This is a genomic window from Enterobacter sp. IF2SW-B1 (assembly GCF_001743375.1).
In the GTDB taxonomy this organism is placed as follows: domain Bacteria; phylum Pseudomonadota; class Gammaproteobacteria; order Enterobacterales; family Enterobacteriaceae; genus Enterobacter; species Enterobacter bugandensis.
The window spans coordinates 79,949-105,120 of the sequence record NZ_MJAA01000013.1; the positions used below are offsets into that span (position 1 = coordinate 79,949).

General features: G+C 53.5%; 27 protein-coding genes and 4 pseudogenes. 8 read left to right on the forward strand and 23 right to left on the reverse strand.

Annotated features, from left to right (window positions below):
- Positions 1 to 14: 14 nt before the first annotated feature.
- From A6013_RS21585 to A6013_RS21595, 3 genes are all read right to left on the reverse strand, one after another.
- Positions 15 to 1,412, reverse strand: coding sequence for an ISNCY family transposase (locus tag A6013_RS21585; RefSeq protein ID WP_069733744.1), 1,398 nt, complete (start codon positions 1,410 to 1,412; stop codon positions 15 to 17).
- A gap of 192 nt (positions 1,413 to 1,604) precedes the next feature.
- Positions 1,605 to 2,090: a GNAT family N-acetyltransferase gene (locus A6013_RS21590; protein ID WP_069733745.1), complete on the reverse strand. Its 486-nt coding sequence runs from the start codon at positions 2,088 to 2,090 to the stop codon at positions 1,605 to 1,607.
- On the reverse strand, positions 2,078 to 2,344 hold the full coding sequence (locus tag A6013_RS21595; RefSeq protein WP_069733746.1) for a DUF1778 domain-containing protein: 267 nt from the start codon (positions 2,342 to 2,344) through the stop codon (positions 2,078 to 2,080). Before A6013_RS21595 ends, A6013_RS21590 begins: the two co-directional genes overlap by 13 nt.
- 653 nt (positions 2,345 to 2,997) lie before the next feature.
- Here A6013_RS21595 and repA point away from each other — a divergent pair.
- Complete coding sequence (repA, locus tag A6013_RS21605) at positions 2,998 to 4,011, forward strand: plasmid replication initiator RepA (protein ID WP_069733748.1); 1,014 nt, start codon at positions 2,998 to 3,000, stop codon at positions 4,009 to 4,011.
- Between the two features lie 879 nt (positions 4,012 to 4,890).
- Positions 4,891 to 5,496: a DUF4225 domain-containing protein gene (locus tag A6013_RS21615; protein WP_069733750.1), complete on the forward strand. Its 606-nt coding sequence runs from the start codon at positions 4,891 to 4,893 to the stop codon at positions 5,494 to 5,496.
- On the opposite strand, the gene A6013_RS21620 is transcribed toward A6013_RS21615, so the two are convergent.
- From A6013_RS21620 to A6013_RS21645, 6 genes are all read right to left on the reverse strand, one after another.
- Positions 5,471 to 5,797, reverse strand: coding sequence for a hypothetical protein (locus A6013_RS21620; protein ID WP_023345530.1), 327 nt, complete (start codon positions 5,795 to 5,797; stop codon positions 5,471 to 5,473). The genes A6013_RS21615 and A6013_RS21620 overlap by 26 nt on opposite strands.
- Before the next feature lie 131 nt (positions 5,798 to 5,928).
- Positions 5,929 to 6,699, reverse strand: coding sequence for a TraX family protein (locus tag A6013_RS21625; RefSeq protein ID WP_023345531.1), 771 nt, complete (start codon positions 6,697 to 6,699; stop codon positions 5,929 to 5,931).
- A 344-nt stretch (positions 6,700 to 7,043) separates the two neighbouring features.
- A complete protein-coding gene (locus tag A6013_RS21630) occupies positions 7,044 to 7,544 on the reverse strand; it encodes a hypothetical protein (protein WP_023345532.1) in 501 nt (166 codons plus the stop codon).
- 12 nt (positions 7,545 to 7,556) lie between these two features.
- Positions 7,557 to 8,051, reverse strand: coding sequence for a thermonuclease family protein (locus A6013_RS21635; RefSeq protein WP_023345533.1), 495 nt, complete (start codon positions 8,049 to 8,051; stop codon positions 7,557 to 7,559).
- A gap of 59 nt (positions 8,052 to 8,110) precedes the next feature.
- Complete coding sequence (locus tag A6013_RS21640) at positions 8,111 to 8,470, reverse strand: type II toxin-antitoxin system HigA family antitoxin (RefSeq protein WP_023345534.1); 360 nt, start codon at positions 8,468 to 8,470, stop codon at positions 8,111 to 8,113.
- Positions 8,471 to 8,475: 5 nt separating this feature from the next.
- The gene (locus A6013_RS21645; protein WP_023345535.1) at positions 8,476 to 8,778 is read right to left on the reverse strand and encodes a type II toxin-antitoxin system HigB family toxin; all 303 of its coding nucleotides are present in this window, start codon (positions 8,776 to 8,778) and stop codon (positions 8,476 to 8,478) included.
- 291 nt (positions 8,779 to 9,069) lie between these two features.
- Here A6013_RS21645 and A6013_RS27635 point away from each other — a divergent pair, with 291 nt between their 5' ends.
- The gene (locus A6013_RS27635; RefSeq protein ID WP_032638108.1) at positions 9,070 to 9,276 is read left to right on the forward strand and encodes a hypothetical protein; all 207 of its coding nucleotides are present in this window, start codon (positions 9,070 to 9,072) and stop codon (positions 9,274 to 9,276) included.
- A 108-nt stretch (positions 9,277 to 9,384) separates the two neighbouring features.
- Positions 9,385 to 9,636 (forward strand): hypothetical protein, encoded by a 252-nt coding sequence (locus tag A6013_RS21655; protein WP_023345536.1) that lies wholly within the window; start codon positions 9,385 to 9,387, stop codon positions 9,634 to 9,636.
- Positions 9,637 to 9,683: 47 nt separating this feature from the next.
- Here A6013_RS21655 and A6013_RS25490 read toward each other — a convergent pair.
- From A6013_RS25490 to A6013_RS21675, 5 genes and pseudogenes are all read right to left on the reverse strand, one after another.
- A pseudogene (locus tag A6013_RS25490) lies at positions 9,684 to 9,856 on the reverse strand (transposase); the annotation flags it as partial.
- A 544-nt stretch (positions 9,857 to 10,400) separates the two neighbouring features.
- Entirely contained in the window at positions 10,401 to 10,574 is a 174-nt protein-coding gene (locus A6013_RS27330) for a hypothetical protein (RefSeq protein ID WP_155404430.1), read from the reverse strand.
- Between the two features lie 396 nt (positions 10,575 to 10,970).
- Positions 10,971 to 12,091, reverse strand: a protein-coding gene (locus tag A6013_RS21660) for an IS3 family transposase (RefSeq protein ID WP_102863715.1) whose coding sequence is annotated in 2 segments (ribosomal slippage) — positions 10,971 to 11,833 and positions 11,833 to 12,091 — 1,122 coding nt in all. Because the reading frame shifts where the segments join, the coding sequence is not laid out codon by codon here.
- A gap of 68 nt (positions 12,092 to 12,159) precedes the next feature.
- On the reverse strand, positions 12,160 to 12,483 hold the full coding sequence (locus A6013_RS21670; protein ID WP_023345539.1) for a multidrug efflux SMR transporter: 324 nt from the start codon (positions 12,481 to 12,483) through the stop codon (positions 12,160 to 12,162).
- Between the two features lie 18 nt (positions 12,484 to 12,501).
- Positions 12,502 to 14,034, reverse strand: a complete 1,533-nt coding sequence (locus A6013_RS21675; protein WP_023345540.1) for an MFS transporter — start codon at positions 14,032 to 14,034, stop codon at positions 12,502 to 12,504.
- Positions 14,035 to 14,249: 215 nt separating this feature from the next.
- Between A6013_RS21675 and A6013_RS21680 the strand changes: the two genes are divergently transcribed.
- Entirely contained in the window at positions 14,250 to 15,134 is an 885-nt protein-coding gene (locus tag A6013_RS21680) for a LysR family transcriptional regulator (RefSeq protein WP_023345541.1), read from the forward strand.
- A gap of 313 nt (positions 15,135 to 15,447) precedes the next feature.
- Here A6013_RS21680 and A6013_RS27915 read toward each other — a convergent pair whose 3' ends face one another.
- The 7 genes and pseudogenes from A6013_RS27915 to A6013_RS21710 form a co-directional block, all read right to left on the reverse strand.
- Entirely contained in the window at positions 15,448 to 15,573 is a 126-nt protein-coding gene (locus A6013_RS27915) for a ClbS/DfsB family four-helix bundle protein (RefSeq protein ID WP_217629449.1), read from the reverse strand.
- Positions 15,574 to 15,794: 221 nt separating this feature from the next.
- A complete protein-coding gene (locus tag A6013_RS21690) occupies positions 15,795 to 16,643 on the reverse strand; it encodes an aldo/keto reductase (protein WP_023345542.1) in 849 nt (282 codons plus the stop codon).
- Positions 16,640 to 17,215 (reverse strand): GNAT family N-acetyltransferase, encoded by a 576-nt coding sequence (locus A6013_RS21695; RefSeq protein WP_023345543.1) that lies wholly within the window; start codon positions 17,213 to 17,215, stop codon positions 16,640 to 16,642. The genes A6013_RS21690 and A6013_RS21695 overlap by 4 nt, the downstream gene beginning before the upstream one ends.
- Positions 17,216 to 17,282: 67 nt before the next feature.
- Positions 17,283 to 17,888, reverse strand: a complete 606-nt coding sequence (locus tag A6013_RS21700) for an NAD(P)H oxidoreductase (RefSeq protein WP_069733753.1) — start codon at positions 17,886 to 17,888, stop codon at positions 17,283 to 17,285.
- Positions 17,889 to 18,087: 199 nt separating this feature from the next.
- Positions 18,088 to 18,882, reverse strand: a pseudogene (locus A6013_RS21705) (DUF3363 domain-containing protein); the annotation flags it as partial.
- Positions 18,858 to 19,100 (reverse strand): annotated as a pseudogene (locus tag A6013_RS25505) (Arm DNA-binding domain-containing protein); the annotation flags it as partial. The pseudogenes A6013_RS21705 and A6013_RS25505, both read right to left, overlap by 25 nt.
- Before the next feature lie 218 nt (positions 19,101 to 19,318).
- A complete protein-coding gene (locus A6013_RS21710) occupies positions 19,319 to 20,593 on the reverse strand; it encodes a hypothetical protein (protein WP_069733754.1) in 1,275 nt (424 codons plus the stop codon).
- Positions 20,594 to 20,866: 273 nt separating this feature from the next.
- On the opposite strand from A6013_RS21710, the gene A6013_RS21715 reads away from it, so the two are divergent.
- Positions 20,867 to 22,366, forward strand: a complete 1,500-nt coding sequence (locus A6013_RS21715) for an RES family NAD+ phosphorylase (RefSeq protein ID WP_069733755.1) — start codon at positions 20,867 to 20,869, stop codon at positions 22,364 to 22,366.
- 24 nt (positions 22,367 to 22,390) lie between these two features.
- Here A6013_RS21715 and A6013_RS21720 read toward each other — a convergent pair whose 3' ends face one another.
- The gene (locus tag A6013_RS21720) at positions 22,391 to 23,254 is read right to left on the reverse strand and encodes a hypothetical protein (protein WP_069733756.1); all 864 of its coding nucleotides are present in this window, start codon (positions 23,252 to 23,254) and stop codon (positions 22,391 to 22,393) included.
- A 267-nt stretch (positions 23,255 to 23,521) separates the two neighbouring features.
- Here A6013_RS21720 and A6013_RS21725 point away from each other — a divergent pair, with 267 nt between their 5' ends.
- Together A6013_RS21725 and A6013_RS21730 are read left to right on the forward strand one after the other, a co-directional pair.
- Entirely contained in the window at positions 23,522 to 23,782 is a 261-nt protein-coding gene (locus A6013_RS21725) for a type II toxin-antitoxin system ParD family antitoxin (RefSeq protein WP_023345547.1), read from the forward strand.
- Positions 23,769 to 24,065 (forward strand): type II toxin-antitoxin system RelE/ParE family toxin, encoded by a 297-nt coding sequence (locus A6013_RS21730; RefSeq protein ID WP_023345548.1) that lies wholly within the window; start codon positions 23,769 to 23,771, stop codon positions 24,063 to 24,065. The genes A6013_RS21725 and A6013_RS21730 overlap by 14 nt, the downstream gene beginning before the upstream one ends.
- Positions 24,066 to 24,466: 401 nt before the next feature.
- On the opposite strand, the pseudogene A6013_RS25510 reads toward A6013_RS21730, so the two are convergent.
- Positions 24,467 to 25,163, reverse strand: a pseudogene (locus A6013_RS25510) (IS1 family transposase).
- Positions 25,164 to 25,172: the final 9 nt, after the last annotated feature.

Consider the following 25,172-nt stretch of genomic DNA (forward strand, 5'->3'; position numbering starts at 1 on the left):
ATGTGGGTTAAGGTTCAGCCTTTGCCGAAGATTTCTTGGCTTCTTGTCTGGAGTTGCTGCAGGGCTTCCAGCATGTCGTCCTGGTTCAGACTTCGTTGTGATTTCTTGCCGGGTTGTTTCTTTTTGCGGGATGTCTGTCCGTCAAGAGATGGCAGAGCCTGTGAACGGGTGTTGTCACGCTTGTCCTGAACCAGTTTTATCATTTCCAGTGCGCGTCCCAGGCGTTTGTTGTCGACGATGGCTCCCTGGTCCAGTTCTCCCAGCCGGTCGTAGGTGATAAAGGGCAGGGAAGTACCGTTAGCCCGGAGCTCAATAGCGCCATCCGGATACTGCCAGACATCAATGTATTTCCCATGAAAACGACGATTTTCTTCATTATCTTCAAGTAGATATAACTTCTTATCGTACTGTAATGTCAGGTTTTTTGAGACCTTACGCTGTTCACGCCAGGTGAATGTTGCCTCCAGATTTTCATTGTTCTCAAGCGGACGGTGAACGTCGAATTCGTGACGTGGCGGCTTCGCAAACCGGCAGTTATAGTCGGCCATAAACTCTCCGGCAAAGGCGTTTGCGGCCTCAGGTGTGCTGATACCGCGGAGTCGCAGCTCCTTGACGAGGCGGTCCTGCAACGTCAGGTGGGCCCGCTCAACACGGCCCTTAGCTGAACTGGTATTGGCACAGATACCGGTGATGTTCAGCTCGTTCATGGCACGGCCGAACTGAGTCTGGCCATCTCCGCCGGTGGCCTGCTTGTTGTTGATCCTGAAGACGCTGGCCTTGTCGCTGTAGAACGCCAGAGGCTTACCGTAACGTTCCAGATAACCGCGGGTGGCTTCAAAATAAGTGAAAATGGATTCAGAACTGACGAACAGAAGCTGCATCAGCCGGCTCGTCGCATCATCAACGTAAACGAGCAGTGTGCACGCCGGACCACGATCCTCGAACCAGCGATGCTCACAGCCATCAATCTGGATGAGTTCTCCGGTACAGGCCCGACGCGGGCGTGGCTGATGTACACGCGGCGGCCGCAGCTTGCGGGGGATCCATAAACCGGCCTGTGTCATCAGCTTGCGTACCGTCTCTTTGGCCAGATACAGCCCATGAACCTCGGCGAGCTTCTCACAGGCTAAAGTCGTACCAAAATCAGCGTAGCGTTCGCGGATAATACGCAGTGCGCGTTCAGCGAGGCCCGGCATCAGTTGCCGGTTGCCAGGCTGGCCACGACGACGGTTAACAAGTGAAAGCGGCACATGTTCACGATAGCGCTCCAGCAACCGTCGGCAGTGTCTGTCAGATATCTCAAGCCGGGTTGCTGCAAGACGTGTGGTAAGACGTCGGTCGATAACATCCTGAAGGATCCTGAGTCGCTTTACATCGTTCATTGAGAAAAACTCCGTTCCGTATGCCGTCATGAGTCTCATCCTTTGAAAGCAGCGATCGCGGTGGTGAGACTGTAGCGCGGACATGTCTATTTAGAGATGGACATCTCAATTTAGCTACTACAAACGTTGATGCGCATAACAAAGATTATGTTAAATGCAATTGAATAGTTATTTTAAATCAATATGTTAAGCATCGAGCAAGCCCCCTATATTCCACAAACCTCACTGTGATAACTTTAAAAACAATGTCCGTTCCTGAGTTTGTGATGACTTAAAGCCATGGTGAAGATAAAAGTTTTTGGCTTCTTCAGTCAGTGCATGAACCATAATCGCACGGACTCCAATATTCTCAGCTACACGGTAACAGCGCAGAAATGCATCATGCAGTAAATCGGCCCCGAGCCCTTGACCAAGGAATGAAAAATCGACTGCCAGACGAGCAAGTATGATTACGGGAATTGGATCTGGTATATTGCGCCTGAGGCTTCCCGTTGCTTCCAGGTGGTTAACGCTGCCGATGGTCAGAGAGTAAAAACCGACAACCTGTTTAGTGTCTGTTTTACAAACGACGAATGTTCGTGCTGCACCAAGAGTCTGGTTTTTTAATCCTCTCTGTTTAAGCCAGTCATCAAGTACTGCCTCACCACTGACGAACTCTGCTAGTTGATGGGAGCTGGATAACGGTTCTGGTGCTGTTACACGTCCCACTGAGGTTTCCTTGCCAGAAGTTTATCAATAGCCGTCTCATCCGAAACCGGTGCATCGAGCATATCGATAAACTCTGCATACTGCTCCTCATTAAAATTAAATACCCGCCGATCGAGGATCACATTCTCCGCAGCCTGACATGCCATTTCCAGGATGAATTCCGTGCGTGATTTATGGAGAATCTCTGCTGCAGCATCAATAAGTGCTCTTTGAGATTCTTTAGCTCTAATGTTGAGCTGAACATCTGATTTCATGAGTGCGCTCCTTGTATAGCGATTGCTTTACAAGCATATCATATGGATTCTGTATAGCAAAAGCTATACAGTTTTTTAAGTGCAGTGAAAATACGAAAGAGTCAACTTGCAACTATTAGGTAAAGCTCTTCCTCTAAATTTCTCTTCCCTGCTCTGGCCTACCTGATCAAACCCAACGCCCTGTATTTACTTCGTGCGATGCTCGCTAGCAGTCTCATCCGGACAATTAGCTTGAAAACTATGGATTGTTATCTGGTCTAACATCTGGAAAAATTACTGATGAGAAGGTAGTATTCGGATCGTCAGCGATCGTCTTGTGGTGGGACAGATTGTTGATTCAGATTACTTTTGTGACCTAACTCAAACTGACGGTTTGACTGCTTTGTGGTGAGGCAGACGGGTGGCAAAAGATGGTTTTACGGAAGAAATGCGGACTTCCGGAAACAGACAGGGACAGGACGTGTCCAGTAAAACGTTCAGGAGCAGGTAACGGGATTTCCCGAAGCCTGAATGCACAAACCCCCCGACATCTGTCATCATCTTGGCGGAAGACACAGATATCAGGGGGTCCAAAAGCAGGCGCGTGGCCTGTGAAGGATTATAACGCATGCACCACATAACACAACACCCGGCCGCCATAAGAACAGGCCGCCGTGAATGACAATCAGATTTCTGTTCACTGGTCAGATCTACCGAAAGATGAGTTAACCCGTTTCTGGCAGGATGTCGATGCCGGCACTCAGGGTAATTTCCTCATTGCACCGGTCAAAAAACTGACCCGCCGCAAACGCGGTGAGCATTCCACAAAAGCCAAATGTGAGAACCCGGCCTGGTATCGCCCGGAGCATTATAAAAAGCTCTCCGGACAGCTCGGTCATGCCTACAATCGCCTGGTGAAAAAAGACCAAGAAACCGGGCAGGTCAGCCTGCGCATGCACGTTTCTCGTCACCCTCTCTATGTCGCCGGCCGCCGCAAGGCGGGACGTAAATATGGCTTCCGTCCGGAACGTCAGCGCCTACTTGATGCGCTATGGCCAGTACTCATCAGCTTCTGTGATGCCGGCAAACATACCGTCGGCATGTGTATCTCCCGTATTGCAAAAGAACTCAGTGCAAAGGACGCAAAAGGCAATGTCATTCCTGAAACTGAGGTGACGGTGTCCCGCCTTTCACGACTTATTGAGGAACAGGTACGGTTTGGCGTTCTTGGCCTTACGGAAGAACGCACCTGGGATCGTGAATCCCGCTCCTGGCTGCCAACGTATGTCTATATCACCCCCGCGGGATTCCAGATGCTGGGCGTCGATATGGACAAGCTGTTTAAAGAGCAGGAGAAAAAGCTCCGTCAGAGCGCCGAGCGTGAGCAGCTGATCCGGGAAGGTGTGATGAGCGAACATGATGATGTTCAGCCCCACTCCGCGCGGAAATGCTGGTCCGGCCGTAAGCGTCGGGAGGCACTCGTTTACCGCCGCAAAAAAGGCGCGGAGCGTAAACGTGCCAACAATCTGATTAAGCTGCCGGCAGATGAACGACTCCATGCAATGTCTGAATGGATTTACCGCACCCTGCCGCCTGACGAAGCGTACTGGTGCACATCTGAGCGCCTGAAGGCTCTGGCCATCCAGCATCTTTACCAGCTGGATCTGGCGCTTTCTCCACCTGACTAGTCGCAGACGACACAACAGTCTTCCTGTTTACAGGCCCCTAACCGGGGGTTTTCGTGCTGGTTTTTTTCGGCCACTCTGCTCATTTTTCATCTTTCACGCCTTTCTTCTGCCAGTCACCAGGACGTTCTGCCGGTCGTTATGGTTCGCAATGGCCACTGTCTCTTTTTTTTACACAGAAATCCGCAAACGGATAAGTGAAGTAACCCGGAAATGAATAAAAGACATTCCGCAAAATAATCTTACTTCACCGTTTTTATCTCTCTGTTCATTACATTCCAGAGTAGATCTTTGTCTTCGGCTACTCTGTGGATAACGTAAAATGCCTTCGCATGCAGCGGCCTCACGGCCGCGCGCTCAGAACAAAACCAAAAGTTCCTCCCGTCGCAAACGCCGGGCCCCGTTCTGGCCAAAATCCAACACTGCATCCTTACCTGACCCCTACTAAACCGACGCCGCCCCGGCCCGAAGGGCCGGAACACCCTCGCTTTAAGAGGGATGTTGTAACTAGAAATCAGAGCAGCTGCAGTTAGCGTCGCGGTAAGCTCGCTGTACACGCTCGTAAGCGCCTCACGGCGCTAACGCGGAGATACAGCCCGTCAGCGGCCAGAGGCCTTGACGGACTCACTCCGACCGCGCACATTAGCAATCGAAAAGCTTTAAGCGGGTATGGCTTTGCAGGGAAAGGGATGGGATTGGCAGAACCTATCAATCCGTAACGGCTGATGCCGGTTACGACGCCCCTCACCAGAATCACCCGGTTCAGCTCCGGCTGGCGTCTCCATGCCGCTTCGCGGCATACATTTCCCCTTTAAAGCAGGGTTGCCTAAATCCGGGAGCGCGATTAGCTTTAACGGGTGATTTTCAATCAGGATGAGAAACATGGATATAATTCTTCCGGGAAACAAAAGCCAGGCACGAGTCTGGGCAGAAACCATGATTAATCTGGAGGCCCGCAAACTCGTCAATACCGCTAATATTGTTGGCGCCCGACATCTGGGGGATGGATTGACGCGTCTCAAATTCATCGATGAAATTAAATCTGTCATTAATGGCGAATTTGAGCGTGCCCGGCGGGCAAAGTCTGACGAAGAGTGCATGACCCCTGTTGGCGTTCTTGCCGGGGCTATTCTGATTGTCGACTCGGCCAACACGATAACCCGTGAAGTTGGTCGTCAGTTCCTGAATGAACCTGACACGCAGGGTATGTTTGGTGATGGTGCCATGAACATCGCTAAATTCATGGGATTTGAACGATCAACAGGGTTGGGGTTATACAACGGGATCGCGCTTGCAGGCAATATCTACAGTGTCTATGGATTAATGGCCAGACCTGGAACATGGCGTCTGTTTAACTATATCAGCACCGATTTTTACCGGAAAATCGACACCATGTCCCGGGGCAAACTGACAATGAAAATTGTGGGATGGGGGATAAAGGCTAAGGTTGTTTTCGATCTGATCACTTCTGATGAGGCTGGGAAATGAGATTCCGGCGGTAATGCCATGATTTATAGGCCAGCTTCAAAGGCATGGTAATCGTAAACAGAGTGCCAAGAACAAGAATAGCCACGCCAAAGGAAATGGCATGCATCCTCGAGCCCGCCAAAAGTGTGGCCACAAAAATCAGTAACATGACTGACAGCACCCATATCAGGGCCTTAAAACGGTTTGCCAGATCGTTCAGCAGGGTATCCATCTCCGTACCCGATTTAGCTGAACTGGCCCGCAGCCGGACAATGTCCTCTTCACTGAAGCCGTGGTTCGTCAGATCACTTTCATGGTTCATGCTTCTCTCCTTTTCCCTGCGGGAAGTTTAACATGCCCTGCGCTAATAACCAGTTAAGCCCGACCGATAACCTCTCAGGTGGTTACGGGCTATCAGCTCTTTCTCACTGATAGCCATCACGTCATCCTAAGTCAGCCAAAAGCAGACTGTACCAGACCAATAATCCCCAGGTGGCCGGCGTAAGCATAATAAAAGAAATTACGCGGCATGAAACGCTTGCGGCCCTCCGGACAGATTTTTCTGCAGAAGGAAACCACTGCCAGGGGGAATGCCAGAGTAGGCAGCGTGGCCAGTAGTAATGTTTCTGCGGGCATATCCAGGAGATGCGATAACCCGTTTAAACAAATCAGTGACAGCACGGCAGTGATGGCCGCCAGACGCTGCACTTCGGGTTTTTCGTTGCCAGAAACGGTTGCCATACTGATGGCCAGCGTTATTCCTGCCAGCCCGTAGCTTGACGGCTGCAGTGGCCAAATCATGATGGCCAGGAGCAGATATCCCGCAAACATTCCTTTCAGGCCGTGCTGGTACTGCAGGGCAATCAGCTGCGTGACGCCTGCGAACACGAACAGAATGTTCAGGGCCCACCAGGGCTGGTGATGCCAGAAGGCCAGGCTGAACACCGGCTGCGTGATGACTGCCCAGATCCACAGACGATTGGCTCTCTTCTGCAGTCGTTCCGGGGTACGCTGTACGTTCATCGCCCATATAAGCGTGAACAGGGGGAAGGCCATCCGGCCAAGCGCATACATCACCGGCAATGCTGGCGACAGAAACACCGTATTGATGTGGTCGATAATCATGGCCAGAAGTGCGAGAAGTTTGACCAAATCGAGAGCTGCGGGACTGAGCTGGCTGGCGTTCCGGATAGTGGGAAGAACGTCGGGTACTGAATGATTCATGCTGTAGATTCCCCTGGCGACACACGGTTAACAGCCAGCACTGAACATAATGCCAGAATGCCCTGCCGGTTTGCGTAGTGACCCTGATCTTTAATTTCTCCAGAATCTTGCGCACTGCAAATTCTGATTTATCACGCAGCACGCGCATTGCGCCTGCCACATCCTTATTCTGAATACAAATACTTAAATTATGAAAATCGTTCACACCGCCCCCTTTCTTACACTCTTATTATCGGCTGCATGAATATTATATTTAGCGGAGTAGGAAAATTCCTAATAAAAATTCATATTAGCGCCCAAAATCTGGGCCAATTTATCGACCCTTTTATATATGTGGCGATCGCTCATGAATTATCTGTATTATTTGCTGAAATTTTCTCCCTGACCAGAGCGAAATCTTCACGAATAGATTTTGCGGCAGGCTTCCACCCTTTAGCCCATTCCTCATTCATACGGCCTTCACTGACAATTTTGAGGGTGATGGCATAAGGGGTGCGCTGCAGTTTCTTCGACAGCCAGAGTATATGATCGTCGATTCTGTCATCCGGAATATCAGCAATAATCGAATGAATAAGGTCCAGGTCCTCCGGTGCCCACGGTTTTCCTGATCGCGGAAACACTTCATCCGGAAGGCGTGGTTTTTTTTCCTTTTCTTCTTTTACCTGCTTTTTAGCTTCTTTTTCCGCAGTGATGAGGCGCTGCCGCTCCGTTAACCCTCCCAGAATTGCAACCGTCCTGACCATATTTTCACGCTGCTCACGCGTAATATTTACTTCACCGCATATAATGGCATTTAAAGTATCTACAAGGTTTTCCAGCTTGCTTTCTGTCAATTTTAACGTCATTCAGAAATCTCCTTAATCATTATTCTTTTTTAGCCCATCCTGATGCAGACTACGCCAGCGCCAGGGCTCTGTCTGACCCGGTTCTGACCAGAGTCCGACTGACTGACGGCGGGCTTCGGCCTCCAGAACAGCGTAGTCTGGCCGGACGGGTTTTCCGTGGTACCGGTATGCCCAGGCCAGGCCTTTGCGTACCTGTGCGGCATTTACATCCGTCATACCAAGCCATATGGTACCCAGCAGGCGTCCATAGCGATCCATTTCACTTCCCGTGACGGTTACGGGCCGCTGAGCCACCATCGATGAGAGTTCCTGACGTGAACGCTGACCAAAGGGCTGGCTCTTTTCCGGCGCATCGATGCCAGCCAGGCGAACGCGCGTCAGTCGATTTCCTGGATCAAGTATCTCAACGGTATCCCCGTCCAGCACGCGCACAATCCGGCCGCTGATATCTGCACTGGCCGAAAACGCCACAACGAACAGGACCAGTGAGCAGAACTTCCGTTTCATTATTTATTATCCCCGGTTGCATAACCTGCGGGTATTAAGCTCGTAAATTTCAACTCGGCTTATCCTCCAACGAGGCTTTTTAAAGGTATGCCAAACATTGAATGTAATTTCCTGATCATGGGCAGCGTCAGATTACGTTTGCGGTTAAGCACTTCATAGACCCGGTTAGATTTTCCAATTGCCGGCTCAAGATCTTTTACCGTCAGCCCCTGCTGTACCATCCTGAATTTAATAGCTTCAATCGGGTCCGGGGCTTCGATAGGAAAGTGTTTATTTTCGTATTCATTAATCAGCACACACATGATTTCGAAAAAGTCTCCCTCCGGGGTATCAGCAGGAGGCTCGTTATCAAACATAGGCCCTACAGCGCGTAACGCGGCTTCATAGTCCTGTTCAGTTTTAATTGGTTTAATCTGCATAGGGTTTACTCCAGGCTGACAGTTTCAGCATCTATTTTATCATATTCTTTATGCGTACCAATGAATTTGATAAACATCCATCCTCGCTGATATGCAATCGCAACAATTAATCGATTGTCATTTCCCTTAATATTAAAAACCACTCGCCTGTTTTTCAGAATACTGACGCTGCGGTATTGTTCTTTGATTTCTGCCGGAGTTTTCCATTCAGCTTTACTGGCTTCATCTACCCAGGCTTTTAGCGGCTGCTCTGCATCGGGATTCGCCGTCCAGAAATCCCTCAGTCTCTTGATAGCGATTATCTTCATGTCATGAAGATAGTCCCATTTTAGGACTACTTCAAGTTTTTTGTCCCGTTATGGGACTTAAATTTATCTGAAGATACAGGAGGCAGTTTGGAGACCGGAGTTTTTTTACGTTAAACGTATTATTTAACCGATCGCGAGGCGTAACGGAATGATTTTGCGTCAGAGGCTATCGCTTTTGAGTTAACGCCCTTGCGATATCGCAGTTGCGGTCCAGTTCTGCTGGCTGCACGGGATATGACCTGGTATATTGAGACAACAGCCAGGCGTTAATACAGGGATACAACGAAGGAAATAAAGGCTCAACAGTTTGTCACATCAACGGGACGACAGGTGCTTACCGACAACGGCCAGCAAGGTATGGGTGGCGTAGCAGGTATCGGCTCAACAACTGAAAAGTGTCAGGGACGCGTAGCTGAAGCAATTTTTTCGAACTGCGCGGAACTGGATAACGACCAGTTTATCGAGACCATCGATTGGATTAGGCTCTATAAGCGCTGAATGCCACCATCAGGTATGTAACAGTTAAGTGATATACGAAGTGTAGGGATATTTTATGATTGGAGAATTAAAATCTGAGAGACAAACCATTGTGTACGGGAGGTCGCAATGAAAAACTGGACCAGAAACTTTATTGATGACATGAAGCATATCTGGCGGGAATTCAGGCGGGATATTGCTGAAACTAATGCTAAAAAAAACCTCAATGATGATGATGTGGCTGGCGTTAGCCATCCCGTTGACTGGAATAATGTACCTTATTTAGATCCGCGAAAGGCGGTTAACAACCTCGATAACTTCTACTCACGGCAATTAAGGGGAACGGATAATCCAGGTACGCGATATCAGCACAGGAACTAAATGTTTTGCGCATGCGCAAAATGCAGCTGAGTCTGCATTTTTTTGACTAAAAGCAATGTTCGAATCTTTTTGTTACCTCGTTTGCTGATGCCCAGCAATGTTGTCCGGCCACCAGTGCTGTACTGACGGGTACCAGCCCTGTTGCCGCAGTAAAATCACGACTACTACCGTACTGCTTCCCGTCACCAACCTCAGTTGAAATGGTACTGGCCGTTAGCGGGGGTTGAAGGCCAACCGGACGAGAACGCACGCGAAGTACATTTTTTGAGCGGTCAGACGAGTAAAGAAAACGAGGATTTTGTTTACTCTTTTCGTTGATGCCAGTAGCCATGCGGTTTCAGGTACTTTCAGTGTTAATAAACCCGGTAATCAAATCAACGTAAACCTGACGAACAACGCCAAGCGTACATTTCCGCTCCATTGGGCTTCAAACCCCGACTATGACAAACTCATGCTTCCAGTTCGTCAGACACGGCAAAGCGCCGCTAAAAGGCAACAGCCTATGCGGTAGCGTGTTCATGCAGGGGAATAGGTCGAGAGGTCTTGAAGTATGCGCCTAACTGCGGCTACACTGAGATCACTGATTTGGTGACGTTGTTCCCCTAGAACACGCTACCTGGCTAATCAGTCCTGAGAAAACTGGTTAGCCCGTCAAAGCCCGCGCCTGAGAACGCGGGTTTTTTCGTTTAGGGAAAGAAGATACGCTGCACATCCCCGCCACGTTAATCAACCATCACGATCAGGCTATGATGCTAATGTCGAGCTTAACGCCCAACCAGAAGAATGCCAGCCACTAAAAAGACGAAAAAAGCGCAATATAGACCGATGGCAGGCTTAGTTTCATGCTCCCCAGCAACAACAGTGACTAGCGAGACTAAGCTGACAAACAACAGCAAAAAGCCAATTGCAGTGTTATGGGCATATACAAAATCCATCATAATATTCCTTTTTCAAATAAGAGCTGTGTTTGAGGTTAAAAGCCAAAGCAGGTTAGCAACAAAATCCGTAATCGGCACGCCATAAAATCAGGTAAGCGTTAAGTGAGCGCCGTATTGACGGTTATTTATCGGTGGGGGTTGAAGGCCAACCGGACGAGAACGTACGAGAAGTACATTTTTTGAGCGGTCAGACGAGTAAAGAAAACGAGGATTTTGTTTACTCTTTTCGTTGATGCCAGTAGCCATGCGGTTTCAGGTACTTTCAGTGTTAATAAACCCGGTAATCAAATCAACGTAAACCTGACGAACAACGCCAAAATCGTGCAGTTAGGTTCTTAGCGTACATTTCCGCTCCATTGGGCTTCAATGACCTGCCCCCAGGATTAGATACAACCTTCAGTTAGTAATGTCGGTTGGTTTTTCTTCATATTTCCTGTTTCGCCAGTCCGTTGCGAATTCAGCTGGTGTCTGGTAATCCAGCGATGAATGGGGATGGCACTCGTTATAATCCTGCCGCCAGTCATTAATCGTTTTCCGGGCATGAAGAATATCGCTGAACCAGTGTTCATTCAGACACTCATCGCGAAAGCGTCCGTTAAAACTCTCAATAAATCCGTTCTGCGTTGGCTTACCTGGCTGGATAAGCCGTAGTTCCACACCATGCTCAAAGGCCCATTGATCGAGCGCGCGGCAGGTAAATTCCGGGCCCTGATCGGTTCTTATTGTCGCCGGATAGCCCCTAAACAGCGCGATGCTGTCCAGAATACGCGTGACCTGAACGCCTGAAATACCGAAAGCAGCGGTGATCGTCAGACACTCCTTCGTGAAATCATCCACACAGGTCAGGCACTTGATTCTCCGACCGTTGGCCAGTGCGTCCATAACGAAATCCATCGACCATGTCAGGTTCGGCGCATCCGGGCGCAGAAGCGGAAACCGTTCGGTTGCCAGCCCTTTACGGCGTCGTCTGCGTTTTACGCTCAGTCCATTAAGGTGGTAAATACGGTATACCCGCTTGTGATTGACGTGAAGGCCCTCCCGACGCAGCAGCTGCCAGATGCGGCGGTAGCCAAAACGCCTGCGCTCCAGTGCCAGCTCAGTGATGCGCCCTGATAAATGCGCATCAGCCGCCGGACGCTGAGCCTCGTAGCGGCAGGTCGACAGAGACAAAGCAGTAAGCCTGCAGGCACGACGTTGCGACAGACCGGTCGCATCACACATAAACTTAACGGCTTCCCGCTTGTGGTCTGTCGTCAGTACTTTCGCCCCAGAGCCACCTGAAGCGCCTCCTTATCCAGCATGGCTTCGGCAAGCAGCTTCTTGAGGCGGGCGTTCTCCTCTTCAAGAGATTTAAGCCGCTTCACCTCAGGAACTTCCATGCCACCAAACTTCTTGCGCCAGGTGTAGAAAGTGGCATCGGAAATGGTGTGCCTACGGCAGAGCTCACGGGCAGAAACCCCGGCTTCCGCTTCGCGAAGAATACTGATGATCTGTTCGTCGGAAAAACGCTTCTTCATGGGTATGTCCTCATGTGGCTTATCAAGACATTACTAACATCGGGGTGTGTTAATCAACGGGGAGCAGGTCAAACCAGAACGACCCCAACAATCAGCACGCTCATGCCCAGCAACTTGCCCGCGCTCATGCTTTCTCCGAAGTAGCGGTAGCCAATGAACGCAATCGCCAACAGTCCCAACGTCTCCCAGGTGGCATAGGCCACGGCCATGGGAATCTGTTTCATCGCCATTGCGAGAAACGCGAACGACAGGCCGATCATGGCGTACATGAACAAGAGCGCACCCCAGTCATGTTCCTGCGCCACCAACTTCATCGTGCTCACACCCGCGACCTCCGAAGCGACGGCCGCCAGAAGAAACAGCCAGGGTTGAAGCGTTGAGCGGATAGCCATCAGGGATGCCTCATGCGATCAGTGCACTGCCGAGGCCGACGCGGTGCCTGGCCCGTAGCAGCGCAGCAAGTGTGCCGTCACCAGCGCACCGATGAACAGCAACACGGCAGCGGCCACCATCACCCGCTGGTAGGCATGGTCGAATGCTTGGGCCGCGGCCTCGAACAGTGCCCCCCCAGCGGCCCCCGCGCCCTTGGCGATGTCCAGCGCCTCGGCCATGCCCTGGCGTGCCGCCTCTGGCACGCCAGGGGGGAGTTGCACCGTGGCCGAGTACAGGCCCGCCAGTAGGCTGCCCAGTACCGCAACGGCGAACAGGCTGCCGAACTCGTAGGCGACTTCCTCCACGGAGGCGGCCATGCCGGCGCGATGCGCGGGCGCGTTGCCCACGATGGCAGTGGAGGCCACCGAGATCGTGGCGCCAAGACCGCTGCCAGCCACCACCAGGCCAGTGACCAGCCCAGCCAGGCCGAACGGCTGTCCGAACACCGCCAGCAGCACACCCAGTCCCCCCACGGCCAAGCCACCCGAAAGCAGCCAGCGCAGACCGACCCGGTGCAGGAAGGCCCCACCCAGCAAGCCGCTGGGCAGCGTACCCAGAAAGATCGCCGACACCAGCAGTCCTGCCTGCAGCGGCGTGAACCCCGCCACCCACTGAAAACGCTGGGCGATGCTCAGCAGCAGGCCGCCCGTGGCGAAGGTCACGAAGGCGGCGGCCAGCACGCCTGCCGTGAAGGCCGGATTGCGGAACAGCGAGAAGTCGAGCAGCGGATACGCCAGCCGGGACTGCCGGCGAATGAACAGTGCCGCAGCCCCTGCGCTCATGACCAGCAGCGCCAGTGCAAGTGGCCACGATTGCTGAGGCGCGGCGCATTCCTTGATCGCGGCCACCAGCGCAGACAACGCCACCAACACCTGCAACGAGGACACGCCATCCCACGGGCGGGCCACGCCATCGTGCAGTCGATTGTGCCGAGGTGCCACCAACCAGGTGCCTGCGATGGCCAGCACGACAATTGGCAGGTTGATCAGGAAGATCGCGCCCCACCAGTAGTGCTGCAGCAACACACCGCCAAGCAGCGGGCCGAGCACGGCACCAACCAGCGACAGGCTCGCCCAAACCGAAATCGCCAAATTGCGTTCGCGCTCGTTCTCGAAGGCAATGCGGATCAGCGCCAGCGTGGCCGGCATCATCGCGGCCGCGCCGACGGCCTGGAAGACCCGGGCCGCGATCAACACGTCAGGTGTGGGCGACAAGGCCGCCATTAACGAGGCGAGACCGAAGATCACCAGGCCGGCCAGATACATCGAACGGTGGCCGATGCGGTCGCCCAGTGTGCCGGCGCCCAGCAGCAGGCCTGCGGTCACCAGCGGATAGGCGTTGATGATCCACAGCCCCTGCGCACTGGTCGCGTGCAGTTCGCGCGCCAATGACGGGAGCGCTGTGTAGAGGATGGTGATGTCCAGTGCCACCATCAGCAGACCGATGCCCACGACAGCGAGCAAGGCCCATCGCCGCAGGGGTGTTAAAGCCGGTTTCATCGTATGTTTCATATGTCCTCTTTCTGCTGAGCAGTCGGCGCAGGAGCCGTAGATGCAGTTCGCCTGTTAAGCCAAGCGAACTGCGTACGCCAGTCCAAGCAAAGCAGCCAACGGCGCTGCCTAAGTCGTGCGAGTGGCCCGAAAATGCGAGCCGATCCACGCATTTTTCAGCTGTTATAGAGATTAATAAAGTTGGATTTCATCAACTAAATTGATAGAATTTCCATATGCAATGGACACTGGATCAACTTCGCCAATTCGTGACGACCGCCGACAGCGGCTCGTTCAGTGCGGCTGCTCGGCAGTTGGGCAAGGCCCAATCGGCGGTCAGCACCGCCATTGGCCTGCTGGAGGCCGACCTGGGTGTGGAATTGTTCGACCGCTCACGGCGCAACGCGCAGCTCACCGATGCAGGGCAAGTGCTGCTGCTGGAAGCGCGCGAGTTGCTACGCCAGGCCGAGTCCCTGGACAACCGCGCACGCGCCCTGCACGGCGGTAGCGAAGCCACGCTGACCTTGGCGCTGGACGAAGCCTTGCCCTATGCCGCAATCAGCGCCTTGATTCGCGAGATCGCCACGCGTTTTCCCGACCTGGATCTCACCCTGCTCAATGGCACTGCCACCGAAGTAGCCAGCTACGTGGATGAGGAGCGGGCTCAGATCGCCTTTCATTTCGTGCGTGGCGCACTACCGGCTTGCTTCGATCAGCGCTACATCGGCGCCGTGCCGCAAGGAGCCTTCGTGGCCGAAGGGCATGCCCTGGCGCGACTCAAAACTGTCCAGCGCAAGGATCTGGCCAGGTACCGCCAACTCATCCTCGAAGCCGAGGACGTACAGGAAACCGCCTACAGCCCCCGTCTGTGGCGCTCGGACAGTTTCTACAGCATCGCCGAGATGGTGGCCGATGACCTGGGCTGGGCCATCCTGCCCATCAACATCGGCACCTACCAGGCCTATCGCAAGCCACTAAAGCAGTTGCATTGCCCATCGCTCGCGCTACCTCCGCTGTCGGTGCGCATGCTGTGGTGTCAGGGCTGGCACCCGACGCTGACCGTGCAGTGGGTGCAGACCCGCTTCGCGGAATTGATTCATCAGGCACAAACTAATCCGTAAGAAGCAGCTTCCCGCTTTCCCTCGCGGACGATGGTCTCCCACCCATGCAGCATGGCTGGCGTCGCCGCGCAATTGACGCTGGGCAGACCGTGGACGAATGATCGCAACCACAGCACACTGTTTCGTTGAGGTGCCTAGACGACCACTTACCCGAGCTCGTTGGTCTTCTTCCACTCGCGCAGCCGTCCTCGCGAATTGATGAGGGGAAGAGGTGATGAGATGGATCACTCGCTCTTGGGTGTACCTTTCGTACCAGGGGGTGCCGTACGGCGACGCATCGCCTTGCCCTTCGGCGAGGGGTCAAGACGCTGGTTTATACACCTGCGAACTGCTGCAGCAACTCGGCGCAGGGAATGCTGGCATGGTCGGCGTAGAACTTCTGCGCCAACTCTCCCAGCGCGTTCCATCTGTAGCCCGTTTCAGGAAAATCGACCGGCAAGCCCTAACCTTGCCATCGCACCATATCAGCACTAGCAGATTCCAGCCGACAAGGTAGGCCACCAAGTCGGCGACGCTCATTTGCGTGCCTTTCGCATGGCCCTCCAGTGTGTCTCACGGGCGCGCTCGGGCGGCACGCAGGCGAGGTCGGCGGCCAACTACTCGTGTGCGGTGCGAATCGCCTTTAGCAATGCCTGCTTGTTCTGCGGTATGGTCATCGGGCTAAATCATCTCCAACGGCATCTTGCATTGCGGCGGAGGGAACAGCGCATCGAGCTGTGCGAGATCCGAGGCACCGAACCGGATCGACAGCGCATCGCGGTTGTCGCGGGTGTGGCCGGCGGCTCCCGCCTTCGGGATGGCGATGACCCCACGGCGCGCCAGTACGAACGCCAGCGCCACTTGCGCTGCAGTCAGGCCGCGGGCCTGCGCAAAGCGTGCCAGTTCTTTATGGTGCAGCAGCCGACCTTCGTCCAGCGGCGAGTAGGCCATGACTCCGATCCCGCGCGCCAGGCACCAGGGCAGCAAGTCAAACTCGATGCCACGGTGGGACAGGTTGTAGAGCACTTGGTTAACTGCGACCTGATCGCCGCCGGGAACCGCCAGCAGATCTTCCATGTCCGGGACGTCGAAGTTGGATACACCCCAGGCGGATATTCGTCCTTCGGCTTTCAACGCCTCAAAGGTAACGACCACATCCGCCAGTGACGTCCCGTCCTCGCGCCAGTGCAGCAAGTAGAGGTCGATCCGCTCAATACCGAGGTGGCGCAGACTGCGCTCGCAGGCCGCACGAATTCCCTGTGGCGTAGCATGCTGTGGCAGTACCTTGCTGACGACGAAAGCCCGCTCGCGGCGTGCATGGATCGCTTCGCCTACAACGCGCTCGGAGGCACCATCGCCGTACATCTCGGCAGTGTCGATCAGTGTCATGCCCAGGTCGAGCCCATGGCGCAGACTGGCGACTTCCTGACCGAGGGAGGCGTTGATATCGCCCATGTGCCAAGTGCCCTGGCCCAGAACCGGCACGGCTTGGCCTGATGGCAATGTGAGGGTCGGAATGCCCTCTGTCATATGGCGTATCCCTGCGATGTGTTGGCCTGCACCATGTCAAAAACCAGTTTCTCGTACTCGTCGTTCAGGTAGCGCATGCGCTTGACCTCGACAAAACCCAGGCTGCGGTAGAGCTTGCCCAAATGCGGCTTGGCCACATCGGCCAACAGGCTAACCTTGGTGAAACCCTGCGCAGCCGCTTGCTCGATGACGGCGCGCACCAATTGCTTGGCGATACCGCCGCCACGGTGGTCCGGATCGACCGCGAGCGAGTCGATGTAAATCTCGTCGTCATCCGATTCCCTGGGAAACTCCCCGCCCTGGCTGTCGAGGGCCGCGTAGCGATCCTCGTCTGTTCCCTTGAAGGACAGGATACATCCGACCACGAGAGTTCCCTTGCGCGCCACGATCACGTTTTCGTAGCCGAAGTACACATCGGTGCGCGTGAAATCCTGTTCGTACCGGGCGAGCGCGTCGGCCAAGGTGGCTTGGCCAGAAATCGCCATTACTGCATCTTCATCTGCTAGTGCGATCAGGCGTACAGCCTCTCGGGCATCGGCCACAGTGGCCTTGGTAATTGTCAGATCCATCATCAGAAAACACTATCTTGTTGAAATTGTTGAAACACGGCAAGGCCACAAGCCTCGCCATTGAAAATGGTCAGGCGCCAGGCTGTGCCTCGGCCCAATCGGCCGCCATGCGACGCGCCTGCACGAGCAGCGCCGCGTGATGGGCAGGCAGATCCGTTGCCTGCTCTCCCAGGGTGTCGTAGAGGATGTGAACCTGGCTGTCCTTGGCACCGCAGAAGCCCGCGATCCCCACATTGAGCAGGTGGGTCATGCTCTTGTCCAGACCGCGCTTGGTGAACGAGGCTTCGGACTCGCCGGCCAGGGCGATCCAGCGCACGCTATCGAACGGCAGTCTGCGGCCACTGCCGTAGAAGATGCCATGGTTCCAGACGCGGTCGATGTAGCCTTTGACAATGGCCGGAGTCGAGTACCACCAGATCGGGAACACAATGAACGCCGCGTCCTTGCCGGCCAGATCCGAGGCGAGCCTCATGACCTCGGAGGAGTACGCTTTATCGGGATCGGCCCAGTCGGGTTCATCGACGGGCTGCAGTACCGGATTAAACCCGGTGCGGTACAGATCCAGCTCGGCGACCTTCCAGCCGCGCTGTTGCAGTTCCTCAGTGATCGCCTGAGCGACCCTGGCGGTCAGAGAGTCGGCGCGCGGATGCGCCCAAATCAGTTGCACTTGCTTCATGAAGCATTCCTTCCGTTGTTCTGTTTAATGACGTTCTGCCAACGTTGTGCCTCCCTTCTTTCGAGTGAGGCGTCGTGCTTGGCGATAACGCTATTGTTGAGCAATTTATCAGATGAATAAAGATTGATTTCATCTGATAAATTGATGGTTTAAGAAAGCACTGGCGGGACATTTGTGCGCTTGCGAGAACGCCTGCACGCTACCCAATCGAATGGGTACGCTGCCTTCCGATTTCCCACGACGCACTTACCCCGCGCATCGTCGCTGCGACCCGTTGCCCCAGCTTTTGCTCGATAACGGGTTTCCACGGCACCAGACTGAATCCCATACCGTCGTCCAACATCGCGTAGCGCCCGCTCGCCAGCATGACCGAGCGCCGGTAGACACCGGCCACGCGCTGCCCATCCGCCATCGGGCGATGCTCCAGGCCGGTTTCGGCCGCAATGTCTTTGGCTGCCTGCGCCAGCTCCCGGTTGCGCAGCGCGCCCAGCAGGTTGCGCGTCAGAATCACGCGCTGCCCGCGCCGCTCGGCCAGCCCCTGTTCTTCGAGGAAGTCGGCGCGCTGCTGCAAGGCTTGCTTGACAACGCCACCAAAGCCGAGGTCGCCCAGCCCCTTGCCTCCGCCGATCAGTTGCTGGTCGAGCCAGGTCGCGCCGATCACCCTAGCCTGTCGCTCGATGGGCAAATGCGATTTCAGCTCCACCGCTACATTGCCCAGTCGCTGGGCGTCGTACTGGCGGCCATGCTCCAGCAGGTCGTCCGGTACCTTCCACAAACCATCGACCACGCGCTCCACAATCCCAGCCCGGCGCAGGGCTTCCAGTCGGCGGACGTGGGCCGCGACGACTTCCTGCGGATCGCGGCCAGGCTTGGCTCGTCCTTGCTCGATCGCCAGATGATGATCGGTGCGATACAGGCCATCGCTCGCCAGCGCGGCAATGTTCCTGTCGGCCGCCCGTACCTCGGAGGAACCGCGCACCTCCACCACTGCGCCAGCGATCGGGCCTGTTCGACGGTCAGTTCACCGTACAGACCCAGGGCAGGTTTACGCCGCTCTCCGGCGTTCGTGCGGTACTGGAGCATGAACACCTTGCGGCCTGCCGGGGTGATCTTGCACAGGAAGCCAGGAACTAGGGTATCGCGCAGTTCGACTGGCTGCGCCTGGGTTTGTGCCGCATCGACTGCGGACTTCGTGAGTTTGATTTTCGCCATGATGACTCCTCGGAAGACCCGATTTCCAGGAGCCTGTTGGGAGCCAAGCGGGTGGAAGCCGGGTCAAGTTTCAGAAAGCACCGGCATATGATGAATCCGCCTAAGTTATTGATAAATCTGTTGTATCAGGTTGAGGCGTAGTCCAGCGAAGTTCGGTGCTGGAGTCATGGTGAAATAAAAAAAGGCCCCCGGAGGGACCTTTTTTGAAGGGGTACATATTAGTCGTGAAGAAAATCACTGCTGAGCAGGCGGGCCTCATCCGGAGTGAGGAAGTCAGATGTCATGTCTGCAAACCGCACCGGATCTGTGATGGTACCGAAGCTGCCAAACTCTTCGCGGATCTGGCGCAGAAGACTATCCGGAAGCTTGCGTGCAGCACGGCAGGCACGATCAAACATATTGCCCGTCCCGACCGGACTGTCCACTAAAGCACGTCCGGTATACGGCAGGTATTTTTCCAGCATGTCCTCTGCGTAACGGATGGCCATACCCGGCTCAAGAGCCGAGGTTTTCAGCGTACCCCTGGGGGCGACGCGGGGGTTCAGTAGATAAACGGCCCCGAGTGCGGCCTGGTAGAAAAACTGCTCCCACTTATCGTAACGCCAGCCAATGCACAGCCCGTAGTCATACTCTTCAGCCAGTTCGGAGTCTTCCTTAAACGACACAACACCGGTCGCCGGCATTTCAGCGACTTCACGTTGCCACTCGTAGAACGGGATCTCAAAGGTGCGTTCACCACACGCCATATCGCCGTAGCGTTTTTCAAGATCAACGAGCAGGAAATACAGGATAAACGCGCGCAGGGCATTGCAGTCGGTATCCCACTGGCGGGGTGACTGGATAAGCGTCTCCGGGGCCTTGTCGAGGATCTGCTGTGCCTGTTCCTGCGCACCGGCATTAATCCCCCTGGCATCTTCCTTCAGACGGCGAAGCATGGTCAGGACTGGCTGATTAAGCGTCATGGCCCCGACGGCGGTGCGCATCTGGTAAAGAACGGCATCGAATGTACCGTCAAGGACGCTGGCAATGATGCGATCGCCCCAGTCCGGGTTCCGCTCAGTCCAGGTCACCACCGAAGAGGCATCGCCATGCCGGCACAGGTAGTTATGCACCTTACCCGGGAAGGATTTCAGTACGTAGTTGAGGCTGGTCGGGAAACAGGCGCTGTAGATCTGGACGGCCGGTACCACCTGGGCCGTCATGCCATAGTCCATCATGGTGGTAATGATATGGCTCATGGCACCATGAGTGGTGGCATACAGGGGGGAACCCTTTAACCCCAGAGCCTCCAGTACAGCTTTGCGTACCGGTGGTGCAAGCTCGGCATTCGCCGGCTGTTGATGGATGAATCGTACTAACTGGTCATATTTCATTTTCTCAATCTCCAGGCGGTCCTGATCTGAGCGCGCGATCAGTTTAATTTCAGTGAACCCACTGTTCTGGGCAGTTACGCGTTTTATCCTGCCGCGTTCAGGTGATGATTTTGCGTTCATTTATGTAAGTCCTGCCACATGGATTGTCTTCTTTTTAAAAAACCGTTTGCAAACGGTTTTAAAAAAAATAACCTGGAAAATTTCTAACAGCAACAAGCATTTCTGATAACCATATATATTCTTTTTTTTATGTTTCTTATGGCTCTTTATACCTTTTCCATTAATCGTGTACCTCCTACTCCTGAGATCCGATTTCTGGCTAATTCGGAAATATAAGTCAGGTTACGTCTGGTACACTTCCTGAGCAGAGTATTATCTCGGAGAAAGCCTTTTATGAATGTGGAAGAGTCAGAGCAGCGCTGGGTTTGTGCTTGTTGTATTGGCGAAGAATTTTTACGCCACAGGGTCGAGAAAGAAGGACGTATACAAACCTGTGATTACTGCGATGAGATTCACACCTGTTTTTCCCTGGAGGAGGTATGCGACCTGACAGAAAAGGCTATTGAAGCTCATTTTTACCGGACTGACACTGAACCGAACGATATGGAGTATGCCAGTCTTCGTCATATTGACGGTTATGAGTGGTTCCGTGAGGGGGAGAATGTAGTGCAGCTCATTGAAGATTTGCTCCAGTCTCGTCGTGCACTCGCAGACGATATTCAGCAGCTGCTCGAATACAGACATTCAGATTTTGATTCCGATGTGATGGGACTTGAGACCGAGTTTGCCCGCGAGTCCTGTTACGCAGAACGCAAACAGATCAGTACCGGCCGTCTCGATTCCATGTGGATAAATTTTGTTACCTCCCTGAAAACAGAATCACGCTTCATCAATAATGCCGTGAGCTCCACCCTGGACGGTATATTCCAGGGGGTAGAGACAATGCGCGCCCGTGGAAAAGAACCTGTGATCATTGACGCTGGACCAGGTACAGCTATCCCGTCACTGTACCGTGCCCGGTGGTGCCGGAATCATCATGAGCTGGAGCAAATACTTGTGACGCCGGACAAAGAGTTAGGTCCGCCGCCGCATCAGTTCAGCGGCGCTAACCGTATGAGTGCAAAGGGCATTTCGGTATTCTATGGTGCCAGTTCAGTCGATACGGCTATATCTGAGATACGTCCACCGGTAGGCTGCAAAGTGGTGTGCGCGAAGTTCAGTCTTATCCGGTCGCTCCGTCTCCTGAACCTGCCGGCGCTTGAAAGTGTTCTGGAGAGCGGAAGTCTGCTTGATCCGGACTACATAAAAAGACGTGAGCAGGCCGCATTCCTGTCCACATTTACCAGCCGGATTGTCGAGCCGGTTCTGCCTAGCGAAGAAGATTTCAGCTATATACCAACTCAGGTCATCGCTGAATACCTGGCAGATCCTCTCCGCTTTAATCTTGACGGTATCCTGTATCCGTCCGTGCAGTTGCCGGGGGCGGATCAGGAGGAACGGTACAACGTTGTGTTGTTCCATAAAGCCTCCCGTGTCGCCTTTATGACGCTACCGGCAAAGGATGACTGCATGATCAGATATGGCCATCAGTATGCCGAAGACGAATGGGAGACTGATATCTGTGTGACAGATGTTATCTCTGCTCAGGAAGATCCTCCTCCAGCCAGGCATGATCTGTCTGACCTTTCACTTCCCGACGACCCACGGGAGCCTGCTCTGGAGATAGATCTCGATTCTGTCAGCGTTCACGGTATACGGGCAGCCCGGTTTGAATACTCCACTGATGCCGTCAGGCGGAGCACATACCACTATACTCCGCGGACTTCAGAACCAGCCGGTACTATAACTCAGTTATGGGACACCGCCTCTGGTCATGACGATTTTCCGTTCTGATGCAGAATCAAGCCGCTCTCATTTTCAGATCATGTGGAACTGACGGCTCTTCACCATCTGTTCGAGTCCGTTAAGATCGAACTGATGGTTACTGCGGATATTCTGGTACACCTCAAGCATGACGGCGTACTTATCTGTCAGATCCTTGTCATTACTCAGACCGTAATCGCCGATGCGGTGATCACCTTGTCCGTTATCAATCCAGTTAAGCAGCGACCACATGTCAATCTGCAGCGCATAGTCTTCTGTGTCAGGATACCCCTTGAAAGTTAACTGCAGTCCGTTGTCTTCTACATAGCCCTGAATGCGGGCCAGCGCGTCGCGGGTCTTCTGGTCATTCCAATCGTTCACTGTTTTCTCGGCCGCGGCAAGTACCATGCTGATATTCGAGAACATTTCACGAAGCGCTATCACGCTGTCCAGGGTATTACAGATCACCGGACTGGGCTGCGGATTCATCAGGGATACAATCATGTCCTGGCCCAGGTTAGGGTTAATGGCTTTCAGGTGCACGGCATCGAGCTCAAAGAACCATGTCATGCGTTGCAGATAAACCTGACGCACCAGAGCTTCTGCTGTGACAGTACTGGCGACACGATTGTTATAGCCATAAGTGGGGTTGATAGGCTGGACAGAACGTCCGTCTTTACCGCACTCCATACGCAGCAACTGGCAGAGCTGGAAAAAGATGTTCAGGCGCGCTGACAGGGGAAACATCTCCGCTTCCTGGCTGGCCGGAGTAAATTTCCCGCGAACACCCTGCGCTATAAACGAACGCAGAACATCCGAGCGGGACGGCTTATACTGACCGTCAATGTTGTTAATGAAATTATCCAGCTCATCAAGTTGCTGCTGAGGAAGACGGAGTTCAATACGTTGGTCTTTCATGTCCACGGGGGACTCACTTGGTTTCGTTTATCTGGTTTTATTACATTCGCGTACGTTCACAAACTGTAAATGTACGGGTTTAACCTGTACGCGCCCAGTAAAAATGCGGTTTTATTTTGTCTGTTTCCACTGAGATCCGAAAACTTATTAAGTCGGATCTCCAGACTACAGCCGGTGTATTTTGGCTAACATGCCGGAGATGGAAGCAGGGGAGTAAGCTGATATAATGATGTAAGAACAAATCTTACATTAAGAAACGGAGGGGCTATGGCCCGAACGATGACGGTGGACGTGGGCGACGAGCTGCGTGAATTTATCGATTCCCTGGTTAAGGCCGGTGATTACCGAACCCAGAGCGAGGTCATGCGTGACGCGCTGCGTTTACTGCGCGAGAAGCAGGCCGAATCACGCCTTCAGGAACTGCGCGATCTGCTGGTCGAAGGTATCAGCAGCGGCGAAGCGAAACCATGGAACAAGGATGCATTCCTGAATAATGTCAGGGCCAGGGTGGCAAATGAAAGAGATTGAGCTGACACCCAAAGCAGAAGAAGATCTGGAAGCAATCTGGGACTACAGCTTCCGACAGTTCGGGATTGTTCAGGCGGATGCGTATATCGGCCGTATAGCAGCGGTTTTTGACGTGCTGGCCATGCATGATATTGGCACGCATCGCGCGGAGCTTGGCGAAAATATCTGCTCGCTGCCGGTGGAACAGCACATGATCTATTTTGTGCCATCACATTCAGTGGTTACGATCATACGTATTCTCAGCCAGTCTCAGGATACGGCGCGCCATGAACCCTGGAGGTAATCGAATATGAAAAAACATAATTAAATCAATTTGTTAGTTCGTGTAATCTATCTTATGTTAAATGCGCACTGTATATATATGGGTCTTCCCCGATCATGGTGGGAAAAATTCGCTCCTACTGTCTTGTTCGGGGTGAAACACTTATATGATAGGCTCTGTTTCTTGCTATTATTTCCCCTTTCATTGACAGTCAGTCTTATACGGAGGGTACATGCCTTTAAATATCAATTCATGCCTATGCACCTCAAGCTTAAGCATCGATTCCTTTGTTGATACCTCATCCACCTCAAAGAATTCAACTCAAAAGAACCATTCCTCTGGCGGATATGTTACAACCAGTACAAAAGTGAAAGCCTTAGAAATAAAACCATTAGCTTCATGCCTGCGGTAATGGTCCCAACTTATTGATAGTGTTTTATGTTCAGATAATGCCCGATGACTTTATCATGCAGCTCCACCGATATTGAGAACGACAGCGACTTCCGTCCCAGCCTTGCCAGATGCTGCCTCAGATTCAGGTTATGCCGCTCAATTCGCTGTGTATATCGCTTGCTGATTAGGTGTAGCTTTCCCTTCAGGCGGGATTCATACAGCGGCCAGCCATCCGTCATCCATATCACCACGTCAAAGGGTGACAGCAGGCTCATAAGACGCCCCAGCGTCTCCATAGTGCGTTCACCGAATACGTGCGCAACAACCGTCTTCCGGAGCCTGTCATACGCGTAAACAGCCAGCGCTGGCGCGATCTAGCCCAGACGTAGCCCCACTGTTCGTCCATTTCCGCGCAGACGATGACGTCACTGCCCGGCTGTATGCGCGAGGTTACCGACTGCGGCCTGAGTTTTTTAAGTGACGTAAAATCGTGTTGAGGCCAGCGCCCATAATGCGGGCGGTTGCCCGGCATCCAACGCCATTCATGGCCATATCAATGATTTTCTGGTGCGTACCGGGTTGAGAGGCGGTGTATGTGAACGGTAACTGCCATGTTTTACGGCAGTGAGAGCAGAGATAGCGCTGATGTCCGGCAGTACTTTTACCGTTACGCACCACCCCGTCAGTAGCTGAACAGGAGGGACAGCTGATAGAAACAGAAGCCACTGGAGCACC

Coding starts and splice junctions, on each gene's coding strand:
- A6013_RS21630 (WP_023345532.1), bottom strand. CDS start 7,544: ATGACGTTAAAATTGACAGAAAGCAAGCTGGAAAACCTTGTAGATACT.
- A6013_RS21615 (WP_069733750.1), top strand. CDS start 4,891: ATGGATATAATTCTTCCGGGAAACAAAAGCCAGGCACGAGTCTGGGCA.
- A6013_RS21720 (WP_069733756.1), bottom strand. CDS start 23,254: ATGAAAGACCAACGTATTGAACTCCGTCTTCCTCAGCAGCAACTTGAT.
- A6013_RS27330 (WP_155404430.1), bottom strand. CDS start 10,574: ATGATGGATTTTGTATATGCCCATAACACTGCAATTGGCTTTTTGCTG.
- A6013_RS21640 (WP_023345534.1), bottom strand. CDS start 8,470: ATGCAGATTAAACCAATTAAAACTGAACAGGACTATGAAGCCGCGTTA.
- A6013_RS21715 (WP_069733755.1), top strand. CDS start 20,867: ATGAATGTGGAAGAGTCAGAGCAGCGCTGGGTTTGTGCTTGTTGTATT.
- A6013_RS21675 (WP_023345540.1), bottom strand. CDS start 14,034: ATGAAACATACGATGAAACCGGCTTTAACACCCCTGCGGCGATGGGCC.
- A6013_RS21670 (WP_023345539.1), bottom strand. CDS start 12,483: ATGGCTATCCGCTCAACGCTTCAACCCTGGCTGTTTCTTCTGGCGGCC.
- A6013_RS21585 (WP_069733744.1), bottom strand. CDS start 1,412: ATGACGGCATACGGAACGGAGTTTTTCTCAATGAACGATGTAAAGCGA.
- A6013_RS21680 (WP_023345541.1), top strand. CDS start 14,250: ATGCAATGGACACTGGATCAACTTCGCCAATTCGTGACGACCGCCGAC.
- A6013_RS21625 (WP_023345531.1), bottom strand. CDS start 6,699: ATGAATCATTCAGTACCCGACGTTCTTCCCACTATCCGGAACGCCAGC.
- A6013_RS21695 (WP_023345543.1), bottom strand. CDS start 17,215: ATGATGGATCTGACAATTACCAAGGCCACTGTGGCCGATGCCCGAGAG.
- A6013_RS21595 (WP_069733746.1), bottom strand. CDS start 2,344: ATGAAATCAGATGTTCAGCTCAACATTAGAGCTAAAGAATCTCAAAGA.
- A6013_RS21635 (WP_023345533.1), bottom strand. CDS start 8,051: ATGAAACGGAAGTTCTGCTCACTGGTCCTGTTCGTTGTGGCGTTTTCG.
- A6013_RS21700 (WP_069733753.1), bottom strand. CDS start 17,888: ATGAAGCAAGTGCAACTGATTTGGGCGCATCCGCGCGCCGACTCTCTG.
- A6013_RS21710 (WP_069733754.1), bottom strand. CDS start 20,593: ATGAACGCAAAATCATCACCTGAACGCGGCAGGATAAAACGCGTAACT.
- A6013_RS21725 (WP_023345547.1), top strand. CDS start 23,522: ATGGCCCGAACGATGACGGTGGACGTGGGCGACGAGCTGCGTGAATTT.
- A6013_RS21690 (WP_023345542.1), bottom strand. CDS start 16,643: ATGACAGAGGGCATTCCGACCCTCACATTGCCATCAGGCCAAGCCGTG.
- A6013_RS21645 (WP_023345535.1), bottom strand. CDS start 8,778: ATGAAGATAATCGCTATCAAGAGACTGAGGGATTTCTGGACGGCGAAT.
- A6013_RS21730 (WP_023345548.1), top strand. CDS start 23,769: ATGAAAGAGATTGAGCTGACACCCAAAGCAGAAGAAGATCTGGAAGCA.
- A6013_RS21620 (WP_023345530.1), bottom strand. CDS start 5,797: ATGAACCATGAAAGTGATCTGACGAACCACGGCTTCAGTGAAGAGGAC.
- A6013_RS21655 (WP_023345536.1), top strand. CDS start 9,385: ATGAAAAACTGGACCAGAAACTTTATTGATGACATGAAGCATATCTGG.